Origin of the sequence: Pseudoalteromonas sp. SG43-7, from assembly GCF_014164295.1 — a bacterium.
Taxonomy (GTDB): domain Bacteria; phylum Pseudomonadota; class Gammaproteobacteria; order Enterobacterales; family Alteromonadaceae; genus Pseudoalteromonas; species Pseudoalteromonas rhizosphaerae.
Genome location: NZ_JACJEY010000017.1, coordinates 63422 through 75424, shown reverse-complemented (window position 1 = coordinate 75424; position 12003 = coordinate 63422). Strand labels below are relative to the sequence as shown.

The 12003-nt window shown below is 39.4% G+C and carries 12 protein-coding genes; 4 read left to right on the top strand and 8 right to left on the bottom strand.

Annotation, left to right across the window (positions count from 1 at the left end; genetic code table 11):
- Nucleotides 1-11: 11 nt before the first annotated feature.
- The 5 genes from H5200_RS10085 to H5200_RS10065 form a co-directional block, all read right to left on the bottom strand.
- Nucleotides 12-1688: a methyl-accepting chemotaxis protein gene (locus tag H5200_RS10085; protein ID WP_182761426.1), complete on the bottom strand. Its 1677-nt coding sequence runs from the start codon at nucleotides 1686-1688 to the stop codon at nucleotides 12-14.
- Nucleotides 1689-1901: 213 nt separating this feature from the next.
- Nucleotides 1902-2891 carry a Gfo/Idh/MocA family protein gene (locus tag H5200_RS10080; RefSeq protein WP_182761425.1) on the bottom strand — a complete coding sequence of 330 codons (990 nt, stop codon included), beginning with the start codon at nucleotides 2889-2891 and terminating at the stop codon, nucleotides 1902-1904.
- A gap of 2 nt (nucleotides 2892-2893) precedes the next feature.
- Nucleotides 2894-3697: a class I SAM-dependent methyltransferase gene (locus tag H5200_RS10075; RefSeq protein ID WP_182730895.1), complete on the bottom strand. Its 804-nt coding sequence runs from the start codon at nucleotides 3695-3697 to the stop codon at nucleotides 2894-2896.
- Nucleotides 3698-3705: 8 nt separating this feature from the next.
- Nucleotides 3706-4077 (bottom strand): hypothetical protein, encoded by a 372-nt coding sequence (locus H5200_RS10070; RefSeq protein WP_145234209.1) that lies wholly within the window; start codon nucleotides 4075-4077, stop codon nucleotides 3706-3708.
- Nucleotides 4078-4134: 57 nt separating this feature from the next.
- A complete protein-coding gene (locus H5200_RS10065; protein WP_149980032.1) occupies nucleotides 4135-4554 on the bottom strand; it encodes a DUF3429 domain-containing protein in 420 nt (139 codons plus the stop codon).
- 245 nt (nucleotides 4555-4799) lie between these two features.
- On the opposite strand from H5200_RS10065, the gene ahpC reads away from it, so the two are divergent.
- From ahpC to H5200_RS10050, 3 genes are all read left to right on the top strand, one after another.
- Nucleotides 4800-5369: an alkyl hydroperoxide reductase subunit C gene (gene ahpC, locus H5200_RS10060; protein ID WP_182757407.1), complete on the top strand. Its 570-nt coding sequence runs from the start codon at nucleotides 4800-4802 to the stop codon at nucleotides 5367-5369.
- Nucleotides 5370-5509: 140 nt separating this feature from the next.
- A complete protein-coding gene (ahpF, locus tag H5200_RS10055; protein WP_182761424.1) occupies nucleotides 5510-7084 on the top strand; it encodes an alkyl hydroperoxide reductase subunit F in 1575 nt (524 codons plus the stop codon).
- A gap of 136 nt (nucleotides 7085-7220) precedes the next feature.
- Nucleotides 7221-7625: a GFA family protein gene (locus H5200_RS10050; protein WP_182761423.1), complete on the top strand. Its 405-nt coding sequence runs from the start codon at nucleotides 7221-7223 to the stop codon at nucleotides 7623-7625.
- Nucleotides 7626-7723: 98 nt separating this feature from the next.
- Here the strand turns inward: H5200_RS10050 and H5200_RS10045 are convergent, their stop codons facing one another.
- Both H5200_RS10045 and H5200_RS10040 read right to left on the bottom strand, forming a co-directional pair.
- A complete protein-coding gene (locus H5200_RS10045) occupies nucleotides 7724-8194 on the bottom strand; it encodes a DM13 domain-containing protein (RefSeq protein WP_145234199.1) in 471 nt (156 codons plus the stop codon).
- Between the two features lie 200 nt (nucleotides 8195-8394).
- Nucleotides 8395-9207 carry a transporter substrate-binding domain-containing protein gene (locus tag H5200_RS10040; protein WP_259398736.1) on the bottom strand — a complete coding sequence of 271 codons (813 nt, stop codon included), beginning with the start codon at nucleotides 9205-9207 and terminating at the stop codon, nucleotides 8395-8397.
- A gap of 140 nt (nucleotides 9208-9347) precedes the next feature.
- Here H5200_RS10040 and H5200_RS10035 point away from each other — a divergent pair, with 140 nt between their 5' ends.
- Nucleotides 9348-10973 carry a methyl-accepting chemotaxis protein gene (locus H5200_RS10035; RefSeq protein WP_182761422.1) on the top strand — a complete coding sequence of 542 codons (1626 nt, stop codon included), beginning with the start codon at nucleotides 9348-9350 and terminating at the stop codon, nucleotides 10971-10973.
- 156 nt (nucleotides 10974-11129) lie between these two features.
- Here H5200_RS10035 and H5200_RS10030 read toward each other — a convergent pair whose 3' ends face one another.
- Entirely contained in the window at nucleotides 11130-11975 is an 846-nt protein-coding gene (locus H5200_RS10030) for a patatin family protein (RefSeq protein ID WP_259399199.1), read from the bottom strand.
- Nucleotides 11976-12003: the final 28 nt, after the last annotated feature.

Genomic DNA, 12003 nt, shown 5'->3' with positions numbered 1-12003 from the left:
CCAGAGATCCGTTAACTTAATTTAAACTTATTTATTTGTGTATTTAAATTAATCGCAACTTGCGCGAGTTCACTAGACGAAGACGAAATTTGTGCGGTTTGCGACTTCGACTGCATACTGGCATCTTGAATACCAGTTAAGCGTTCAGCTATATCTTCGGTTACTTGTGCTTGTTGCTCGGATGCAGCTGCAATGGTTCGGTTTGCATCTGAAATTAAGCGCACTTGGGTGCTTATTTCTTTGAGCATTGAGCCCACTTTTTCTGAGTTTGATACTGCGTCTTTAACCCGCGTATCACTGCTACGGATCCGTTCGGTTACAGCGTTACTTGCAGACTGTAAGCTATTGATTTTTTGTTGTATCTCAACTGTTGAGCTTTGTGTTCTGCTCGCTAATGTCCTTACCTCGTCGGCAACGACGGCAAAACCTCGACCTTGTTCGCCAGCTCGTGCGGCCTCAATTGCAGCATTAAGTGCTAATAGATTAGTTTGTTCAGCAATATTGCTGATCACATTTAAGATCACCGCTACTTCGTTAACTGAAGATTCGAGATCATTTAAATCATTAATTGACTCGGTTAATATTTCAGCAACCGATTCGACAGAATGAATACTCTGATTAACGACATCGATCCCTGCTTGTGTTTTAGCATCCGCATCTCCTGCGTTTTGAGCCGCTTCAGAGCAGTTTTTTGATACTTCTTTGACGGCGGTGGAGTTTTCATATACTGAACTTGAGATCACCTCAATTGCTTGACTCTGCTCGTCATTAAGCAGTCTTGCCTGCTGTGCAATAGAATCTAGCTCGTTGGCAGCAATTTGGGCTTGTTGGGATTGCGAGTTAATTTCTGACAGTAAGGTAGATAGTTTATCGATCATAATATTAAAACTGGCTGATAACTCTGCAATTTCATCGTTACCGGAGTGAGCAATTTTATGCGTTAGATCACCATTGGCGATTCGTTGTGCTTCATTGACTAATAGCGTGGTTGTCTTTATTACGCGCTTCTCTAGCTGTAAGTAGCATAAAATTAAAATAGTGATTATAACTAATACCATCACAATACTAATAAGGCTTAAATTAGCAACACGGTTGTTATTATTCATTACTTCTTGCAAGCTGCTGTTTTCTACTGCAGCTAAAAATTCTTGCACCGGTGTCTGTATTTTAGCTACTTCATCCATATATCCCTTATCGGTTAGCAGTCCTATTGCCTGTACCCACTGTTTTGATTCGCTCGTATTTAATAATGATGGTGATTGCCCAGCAAAACTACTTACCAATTGAAAAGCTTGTTCTTCAGTGTTGACTAACTGCAAAGAGAGCGAGTTAGATTTATTTAGCAAAGCAAGTTCTTGTTCATTCACATTGAATTCTTTTAAGCGATCAATATAAGATTTTTTACGACCGTCTAACCAGGGTTCAGTTCCTTCAATTTGATTTACAAGTTCATAGTATTGTTTTTTATAGCTAGGTTGTAGGGTGACAACATATTGTCGGGCAAGTTCTGTTAGCTTGATAGAGTTGGAGGCAGACAGCTTAGCAAAATGACTTAGTTGATAGCGTTGCTGAGCTGATTGTTGACTATCAGATAATCCCGTTTTTAACAGTAATATGATAATGAGTAGCCCTGCTGCAATTGTGATTGCTAGAGCAAAAACAGTTCTAAGCATTAATCTAATTGTCAAAATTGCCTCTGCTGCGATTTAATTATAATGCTAAATAACTATAGAATATAATTTCAATTAACTAAAGAATTCATGGATTTTATTTGCAAACTAGGAAGATTTGGATACGCATTAAATTAGTGAGCAGATTGCAAGCGTATGATAAAAGTGACAACAACATTGGCAAGCCTCAAAGCATTGAGGCGTTGTTTTGCGTGAATAATATTTTGTAGCTTATAGCCGGTCGGCAGGATAAATAACACCAAGTTGCTGTCTTGCTTTATCAAGTACAGCCATCACATTGATACTTAGTTGATGGGTATTGATAGGTGATTCGAGTTGTCCTGCGTTGGCGATTGTAATGAAATGGGCAACTTCGTGGCGCATAAAGTGTTCATCAAATGGCTGTGATAATTCTTCAACACCGCCATCATTAGCAATAAATTGTATCTGTTTTAATAACGAAACGGCTTCAATTCTAATACGGCCCAGCTCACCTTGGATTTCTGTAAAATTATCACCTTGAGATATTTTTGAATAACTGATCACTGCTTGCTTATCACTATAATTTAGTAATACATCACCAGCACCATCTACCCCTGTTTCAAGTAATACTCCACTGGCTTTTACCGTGTTTGGTGCACCCCAAAGTGCAATCAAGATATATAGCGGATAAACCCCTAAATCGACGAGCGCACCATTAGCGAATGCTGGCAAAAAGGTGTTAGGGCGCTCACCATTTTTGTATTTATCATAGCGTGATGAATATTGACTATACTGACCTATGTATTTACGTGGCGTCCCAATTTTGGCAATGGCTTGTTGTAAAACGGTAAAGTTAGGCAGGTGAGTGGTCATCATCGCTTCCATATAAAGGCGATTATTTTGTTTTGCCGCGTCCACTATCGCGGCTAATTCTTGGCTATTTGCTGCTGCAGGTTTTTCACCTAACACGTGTTTTCCTGCATTTAAACAGGCCACAGCATAGCTTTTATGCAAACTATTGGGGGCTGCGATATATACAGCGTCTACACTGTCGTCGCTGCATACTTGCTCAATAGTCGTAAATACTTTTGCATTTTTTATAGCGTGCTTAGCTAAAAACGCATGACCGCTTTGCTCGGCACGCGAACATACGCCATATAATGAAAACTCACTGACTGTTTTAGCCGCTGCAAGTAAAGTATCGCTAATAAAATTAGTGCCGACTATCACAAAATTCATGGTCACTCCTGATTGTTGAATTGTGCAAGCCAAGCTTGCCAGTCTGCCTCAAAGCCTAACATTTGTTGGTGCTTTTTAGCTAATAGGTGTTTTTGTTTATCTTCACTGGCTTGAAATGGACCTACTCGGCACAACGAACAGCTATCAACTGCTAAGTAGCTTGGTATAGTTAATCGATTATGGAGTTCAGTCGTTTCTTTGGGGCTGAATACATAAGTGGTGCCACTGGTGTCTTTTACGTGTTTGTCACGATCAACATTACGGATTTTATAGCCAGGGAAAGGACTGATATCAAATGGCATTTGGCCGATATAGCGTGATGCTAAGCCATAATTTAAGCTGCCTTCAATATTCCACTCACGATATGGTTTAACATCTTTTGAGGTGATGTAGCACAACATTGGGCCATTGTTATCAAGAGCATAGCTGGTGGCATATTTAATATATTGGTGTAGCAAAGCCCGGTTGAGGGTGTTCATACTGGTTGTTTGGGTGTTTTCACGATAAGCACTCTCCCCGACAAAAGCAGGAATAAGCGGAAATTGAAAAATCACCACATCAAATAGCTCGCCATTTAAGCGTTGCCAGGCTTGTGGGTCAGTCACATCAAAACTATCAAGTACCGTAATGTGATGATCTCGCAGTGCATTTAGTGCGTTATCAGCATATTTGGAGGTAATCGTGGCTGCACTATCATAGGTAGAAGCAACTAACTTGGCCGGCTTTAGATCAGTAGATAAAGCATGAGAAAACGATAAGTCGCCATCGCCAACGGTAAGGATCCGCCAATTAGGATTTAAATACATTAATTCAATTATTCTAGTGGTGTGTTTTTAGCATCATGATCAATTAAACGTAAAAACGCTAAGCGAGTCTTTAGTCCTTCAATCGCGATTTGTTTGATAATTAAATTAAACGTGATTAATACTGCAAACGCAATATGAATAGGGCCATGAGTAAAGCCTGCGTCTGGATCGAAGAGCATTAAGCCAAACAGTAAAAAGAGTACCACGAGTGCAATTTCAAGCCATTGATTAGAATAAAACGATAATCGGCCTTCACTCTTATGATCTTTCTTGATTTGAATAGCACAAAAAAAAGGGATCACTTTAATTTTGAAATGAGCGCTTTTCTCAACATAGTTTTCACCGAGTTGATCAAGCTGTTGGCGCAATTGGTCTATCATTTTAGTTCCTCAAAAAGCAGTGCACGGATGGTACATTAATCCGTTTTAAAGGGCGAGCTAGTTAGGGTATAAACTAATGCCTATTACTAATATATGGCAAACAAACACCACTGAGGTTAATACAAAGCGCATTTTTTGATAATCAGCATGGTAGCTTTGCCATTGCGGGCTGGTTTTTTCAAATAGTAATACCAGCCAAAAACTAACCGCTAACCAAGCCAAGGTTATGTGTTGTGGTAAAAAAGCTAAAAAGCCAAGCGGTAAAATCGGTAGTATAGCCTTAATCGCATCTCGATAACTCTGTTGTCCAGCGTGCCATAAGTTACCACTCATAAAAGCCAAAATTGCAATACTATAAAAAGTAAAAAACTGCATATTAAAGTTATTACTACCGACTAATAACGGCCAACCGACACACGCTAAAAAGGGCAATAAGCCTAAATAGCCTAACTGGATATGATTGATGAATTTATTCATGGCTTACCCCAAAATTAACTAAAAATACGTATTCGCGATATTTTTCAGTGAGCATTGTAACATTAGACGCAAAAAAAGCTTTAGCCCTATCTGTCCAGATGACAATGACCGCTTCAGTCAATAAAATCGATTGAATTAATCTAAACAATCAATTTTATTAATTTTTATTTACACCTTATTGTATTACTCAAGCCAACGCAGCAACCTGCGTTGTTTACACTTTAAATAAACAAATGAGGAATACTATGAGCACTTCATTAATTAACACTAAATTACAACCTTTCAATGCAACGGCTTACCACAATGGTGATTTTGTTGAACTATCAGAACAAGATGTTTTAGGTAAGTGGTCTATTTTCTTTTTCTACCCAGCTGATTTTACCTTTGTATGTCCTACGGAACTGGGTGATGTTGCAGATCACTACGCGCAATTACAAGAAATGGGTGTAGAGGTTTACTCCGTATCGACTGATACTCACTTTACTCACAAAGCATGGCACGATACATCAGACACTATTGGTAAAATTACTTACCCTATGATCGGTGACCCAACAGGACGTATTACACGTAACTTTGGTGTAATGATCGAAGACGAAGGCCTAGCACTTCGCGGTACGTTTGTAATGAACCCTGAGGGCGAAATCAAAATCATTGAAACACATGATTTAGGTATTGGCCGTAGTGCCAAAGAGCTAGTACGTAAAGTACAAGCGGCACAATACATTGCGACTCATGATGGTGAAGTATGTCCGGCTTCTTGGCAGCCAGGTGAAGATACACTTGCTCCTTCTTTAGATTTAGTTGGCAAAATCTAATTCGCCAAGCGTAGCTACATTAAGCGCGGCTTAAGTCGCGCTTAAAATCACGTTACCCATTACACAATTTTTAAGCACATTAGTTTTATACAAAACAAGAGTGTGATGGATTTATTTTTGCTGAAAACAAGGGCGGAGCCATGTTAGACAACAATATTAAAAATCAATTAAAAAGCCATTTTGAATCGCTTACTCAACCGGTTGAGCTGCTTATCGCCTTGGATGACAGCAAAAAATCAACAGAACTTGAAAACTTAGCTCACGATTTAGCATCGTTAAGCGATAAATTTACAGTATCGAACAACCCTGATATTGACGCTCGCACTCCTTCTATGGTTGTTTATTCAGCAATAAAAGATACCCATATCACCTTTGCAGGTGTACCAATGGGACATGAATTCACAAGTTTAGTGTTAGCCTTATTACACAGCGGCGGCCACGCAAGCAAAGCGAAGGCTGAAGACATTGAACAAATACAATCACTGGATCAAGCGCTTAATTTTGAAATTTACATTAGCTTAAGCTGTCAAACGTGCCCGCAGGTTGTACAGGCACTCAATACCATGGCAGCTACCAATAGCCAAATTAAAGCCACTATGATTGATGGGGCATTATTTCAAAACGAAGTTGAAGAGCGCAACATCTTAGCTGTACCAGCTGTGTACTTAAACGGCCAGCCATTTAGCCAAGGTGCGATGAGCTTAACTGATATTTTAAATAAAGTTGATAGTAAAGGGGCCGAGCGTCAAGCCACTTCTCTCAATGAAAAATCACAATTTGATGTGCTTGTCGTAGGTGGTGGCCCTGCTGGTGCATCTGCAGCAATTTATTCAGCACGAAAGGGTTTAAATACGGGCATTGTTGCTGACCGGTTTGGTGGACAAGTAGCTGATACGCTAGCAATCGAAAATTTTATATCTATTAAAGCAACCGAGGGGCCTAAGCTCGTAGCTCAGCTTGAAGAGCATGTTAAAGAGTACGATGTAGATGTCATGCACAATCAACGAGCCGTCGCTCTTAGTTATAAAAATGGTTATGAAATCACGCTTGAAAATGGAGCTGTGCTCAGTACTAAATCGTTAGTACTGGCAACGGGCGCTCGCTGGCGTGAAATGAACGTAGCTGGTGAACAACAATACCGTGGTCATGGTGTAGCGTATTGTCCACATTGTGATGGACCGTTATTTAAAGGCAAACCTGTTGCCGTTATTGGTGGTGGTAATTCGGGCATTGAAGCAGCAATTGATTTAGCTAATATTGTTGAGCACGTTACGGTACTTGAATTTGCAGATACGTTACGCGCCGATGAAGTGCTTATTCGTAAAGCGAAAAGCTTAAAAAATATTACTATTATTAAGAATGCCCAGACTACAGAAGTACTCGGTGATGGTAAAAAAGTGACGGGCTTAAGCTATACTGATCGCATCTCAGGTGAGAACAAACAGTTAAACTTAGCAGGTATCTTTGTACAAATAGGCTTAATACCTAACACTGAATGGTTAAAAGACAGTAATGTTGAACTCAGTCAGTTTGGCGAAATAATAATAGATGCAAAAGGAGCGACATCTTTAGCTGGAGTATATGCTGCGGGAGATGCAACGACCACACCATTTAAGCAAATCATCATTGCGATGGGCAGTGGTGCAACAGCAAGCCTAGGGGCATTTGATTACTTAATTCGTCAAATACCTAGTGAAGAGCAACGCGTAGCATAAATCAAATTATAGTCTCTTGATATAACAGCTCCCACCCATAGCTGTTTGTTCACCCAAGCCGCCCTCTCCAAAGGCGGCTTTTTTGGATAAAAAATTGTGCTAGTATTTAGACTTATTTTTTTAAAAGAGTTTTAGCATGTATCAAGGAAGTTGTTTGTGTAACAAGGTCACAGTGCAAATTGATGGCCCGATCCAGAGCATTATTCATTGCCACTGCTCGTTGTGTCGTAAAGCCAGTGGCACTGCATTTGCTACTAACGGGTTTATTAATCGTGCTGATTTTAAAGTAATTAAAGGCAATGAGTGGTTAAGCAGCTTTGAATTTAAACCAGGGCGTATCCGCTATTTTTGTAGTGCATGCGGTAGCCCAATTTACAGTGAAAACCTTGATGATATAAGCAGACTAAGGTTGCGTCTGGGTATACTCGATAGTGATATTACAGAGCGGCCAATTAGTCATAATTTTGTCAGCTCAAAAGCGAATTGGGAGCAAATAAATGCTGATATCCCACACTATGATGGTTTTGAACCGACCCGCTAAGTTCGTTGGCTGATAGTGTTTTTATAATAAGTAAACTGGTAAATAGTCTGTGCCGCAACTCTCTGTTGCTTTTAAAGCAGTTGTTTCCCAGTACTTGTTCATTGGTACTGAGCCGCGGTTATAAATTGTTCAAAACTCTCACACCACACAATAACAGTGTTAAAGCGTGCAATATTAATATCGGCTGGCACCTTAATTATAAAACCATCGAATGTATTTATGCTTGCAACCCTTGTCATTGTGCCTTTATAGGCTAAAAAATCGGCTTCATTATCAATAAAGCGATTAGCTAAATAAAGTTGGTAATCTGGGCCTGGGCTCAAGGTGCCATCAAAAGAGATCATTGCATTGGTTAATCTGACTTGGCCGTTACCATAATGCAAAGCATCGGAGCCTGCGAGATCAGCTTTGAATTCACCACTATAAAGTGCTTGCTGAGCATGTGTGGCTAGCTCAAGTTTGCTGGGGGATGGTGGGGCCGTTAAAATTGGCAGTGTGTATAACCCCGCAACAAAGCCAACACAAAATATCATCAGATAAACGACTACCTGCCACAATTTACGCATCATAATAAGACCTTATCCATGAGAGTATTCAGTATATAGGGCAAAACAAGCGGATGCCTTCATCTATAGTTATAAGCTAGCTTACAAAATTGGATTGGGCGAGTTCAATCTTCATTTAAGTATTTACTTTATTAGGGTGCTTGACCCTATTGTGAACTGACTTAATTGTTAGCTCGCAATAAGTAATGTGAGCTATGGTGTCGCTAATTTAGGTGAAAAACTTTTCTCGATGATAATGCGAGATCTCGTTCTTTTTCACCAAAAAATTGTTGATAAAGCTGCTCAAACTTACCGTTTTGTTGAAGTTTTAGTAACCCTGCCTCTAACTCCATTAGTAAAGCATCGTTTTGTTTATGAGTGTAAAAATAATAATGACTCGGGTATTGCAACATGATCGTTGGTTCAATCATTAAGTTTTGATGCTGCAGTTTAGTCACCTCAGCGGCAATAGCTGATACAGAGCGAGGAAAATAATCTGCCAAACCTGTCTCGAGTGCTCTAGTCATGCCTTTATAATCTAGCTCACCATTAACAGTGAAGCCATTGCGGATAAGTACATCATAATCAGACCAACTTTGCTTTTGTAATGCGATTAAAGGCTTAAGCTGTGCTGAAGTTGATATTTCAGCGAAGCGCGGTTGTTGATTTTTATTAATTATTAGTAATCGCTTGCCGTGTAAACCTTGGTAAATTGACAATGAGGTATGATGTAAATCTGGGTAGCTATTAGCAGGGAGCGATAGCCAAGCTAAATTAATACTGCTTGCTTTTGACAACTCTTCCACCACGCGTTTTTTATTCATTGGTCTAATGGAGTATATAAAATTAACCTGTTTTCCTTGCTCAGCAAAGGCGAGCGTTAACAGCGCATGAATATAGTGATTACGAGGGGTATCTGTTGTGCTGGGGCTGGCTAAATGAAGATTAACGATTGCTTCATTTGCGTGTACAAAGCTAGTAAACGCTAGAGGCAATAACAATAACCAGAGCACGCCAAAATTATACAATTTCATCATTGAGCTATAACTTAAAATTTTATGACTCTAGTATAGCAAAATTATAATACCTTTTTTTTGCAAAAAATATTATAAAAACGTAGAGGCTTTTGAATTACGTATTATACTTGTAAATATTAAAGATGTAGCTTTGGAATACTATGTTAAATAATTATTTGGTCCGTTCCCGTTTAATCGTACTCGCTCTTTTACCTGTTGTAATATTTACGATTACTGCCATATTTTCAATTAGTACTATGGGAGGGTTAGTCAAAGGAATTGGCAGTTTATATGAAAACCGTGTCGTACCATTGAAACAGATAAAAACAGTGTCAGATAACTACGCAGTTAATATTGTTGATTTACTTCATAAATTTAGAGCTGGGACTATAAGCCAAAATGATTTATTAGCGGCAGTACAGCAGTCTCAAAATACAGCCGATAAAGAATGGAATACTTACCTTAGTACAGACTTAACCAGTGAAGAAAAAAGCTTAGTAAATACTGTTGAACAAAAACTTAAGCCAGTTCAAGCGCACCTCAAAAATTTGTTGAATAAAATACGCAATGGGGATTTCCAGTCACTCTCTCAACAGCAGTTTGTTACTGATCTATATGATGTATTCGATCCGTTAAGTGCGAGCTATCAAGCTTTAATAGAGCTGCAATTAAATGAAGCGAATCACTTTAAAAAACAAGCCGACGAAAACTTTGCGTTAGTAAGTCTAGTGATGAAATTATCAGTAGCACTGTTGATTTTTTTGTTGTTAGCCATTGCTTATTTTATTTATCGTTCAATTCAAAATCCATTGATGGCGCTGCGCGATACCATTACGCAAATTGCAAATAATGCTGACTTGCGAATACGAGCCAATGTACTTGGTGAAGATGAAATTGCAGATACTGCGCGAAACTTTAATAATATGTTGTCACGTATACATACTTTAGTAACCGATGTATCTGGGGCGACGTTAACTTTATCTTCTGCGGCAGAAGAAATGAACTCAATTAGTGAGCAAGTGGCCTCAACAGCCACAGAGCAAGAGCAACAGTCTACAATGATTGCGACAGCCATTACGCAAATGAGTAGTGCGATTGAACAAGTGGCACAAAATGCGATGGCCACATCAGAAAAAGCCACTAATGCAGATAGTAAAGCACAACAAGGGCAGCAAGCCGTTGCTGATAATATTAGCTCAATCCAAACGTTATCTAAGTTAGTAAATACAAATACACAATTAATAAACGATCTTAATACACAAACAAATGATATAAATCAGGTTGTAATGATGATCCAAGGCGTTGCAGAGCAAACTAACTTACTGGCTTTAAATGCTGCGATTGAAGCCGCAAGAGCAGGGGATTCTGGTCGTGGTTTTGCTGTTGTTGCCGATGAAGTAAGGCAGCTTGCTCATAATACCCAAAAAGCCACAGCGAGTATTAATGAAATGATCAGCAAGCTACAAGGCATGGCTCAACAAGCTGTTGTTGCTATGGGCAACGCTGAAAGTAGTGCACAAGAAAGTGTTGATCATGCAGAATATTCATCACAAGTTTTAACTGAAATAAATCAAGAGGTAACCGAAATTGCCGATATGAACACGCAAGTGTCAACAGCCACTGAAGAGCAAAAAATGGTGGCCAATGAATTAAGTAGTAACATCAACGAGTTTAGTTCTAGTATTGCATCAGTGAGTGAAAGTTCACAGCAAAACGCACAAGCATCACAGGAGTTGGCCTTACTCGCAAGTATGTTACAACAACAAGTAAATGAGTTTAAAATATAACACTGTAATGAGTGTACCTTGTTATTAATAGAGTACGAATGACAAGGTACAGTCTAAATTTATTCGTTTTCACAAGGTTTGGTTCGCGCAGTTTTGTGACAACATCAGCAAAAAAAATAAGCTGCCACACACTTTTTTATAGATAAAATCATTGTTCTATAGCTGTATGCTTTGCAAATGTTGCTGTGCAGCCACAATCCCCATTTGGTAACCATCGCTGAGCTTTTGATAGTTTTTAGTGGTGCGGCCAACGTTAAAGTCAGCAGGTGGTGCGATGATATTTATTTTACAGTCTGCAGGTGGATTATGAATAAACGCAATACTGGCATTATAGTTATCAGCACGAGCTAAAGATGCACTGGCAAGTGCCGGGTGGTTTTTATAAATGCGGCGTGTAAACCATGGGGCCTTACTGGTTTTTTTACGATATCCAAGTGGTTGTGATAAAACTACCGTGATTTCTTCAGCCCCCATTTGATAGGCTTTTCGGATCGGAATTGAATCAGCCACACCGCCATCGGTCATGGCAATACCATCAATTACTGGGTAATCTCGATAAGCAATAGGAATCGCACAGGAGGCTTTTAACTGCTGCTCCATTTGCTCTGCTGTCGCTTTTAAATACTGCGCTGATGCTGTGTCTATATCGGTAGCGACAATATAAAATTCACAGTTCTGTGTTGCAAATGTGCCAAGATCTAAACGAATATCAGCCATGGTGGTTTGCCATAACCAATCTAAGTCAAATAAATGTCCACCACGGATAAAGCGCGCTAAATTAATAAACTCGGGTCGGCATGAATAATCAGTGATCACTTTATGATTACGTTTAGCTTGTTGGCATAAATAAGCCGCAATATTCGTTGCCCCAGCAGAAACACCAAAGCAGCGATTAAATGGTTGGTATTGTGCCCCTAAGAACGCATCAAGTACGCCGGTGGCAAATATGCCGCGCATTGCACCACCTTCTACAACAAGGGTGTGTTTGTTGTTGCTCACCAAATTTTCTCCTTTAACTACTAACATTCGA

Bases quoted from the DNA above. Each gene is read 5' to 3' on its own strand.
- H5200_RS10080 (WP_182761425.1), bottom strand. From the start codon at position 2,891: ATGAATTTTGTGATAGTCGGCACTAATTTTATTAGCGATACTTTACTT.
- H5200_RS10035 (WP_182761422.1), top strand. From the start codon at position 9,348: ATGTTAAATAATTATTTGGTCCGTTCCCGTTTAATCGTACTCGCTCTT.
- ahpC (WP_182757407.1), top strand. From the start codon at position 4,800: ATGAGCACTTCATTAATTAACACTAAATTACAACCTTTCAATGCAACG.
- H5200_RS10065 (WP_149980032.1), bottom strand. From the start codon at position 4,554: ATGAATAAATTCATCAATCATATCCAGTTAGGCTATTTAGGCTTATTG.
- H5200_RS10070 (WP_145234209.1), bottom strand. From the start codon at position 4,077: ATGATAGACCAATTGCGCCAACAGCTTGATCAACTCGGTGAAAACTAT.
- H5200_RS10045 (WP_145234199.1), bottom strand. From the start codon at position 8,194: ATGATGCGTAAATTGTGGCAGGTAGTCGTTTATCTGATGATATTTTGT.
- ahpF (WP_182761424.1), top strand. From the start codon at position 5,510: ATGTTAGACAACAATATTAAAAATCAATTAAAAAGCCATTTTGAATCG.
- H5200_RS10075 (WP_182730895.1), bottom strand. From the start codon at position 3,697: ATGTATTTAAATCCTAATTGGCGGATCCTTACCGTTGGCGATGGCGAC.
- H5200_RS10040 (WP_259398736.1), bottom strand. From the start codon at position 9,207: ATGATGAAATTGTATAATTTTGGCGTGCTCTGGTTATTGTTATTGCCT.
- H5200_RS10050 (WP_182761423.1), top strand. From the start codon at position 7,221: ATGTATCAAGGAAGTTGTTTGTGTAACAAGGTCACAGTGCAAATTGAT.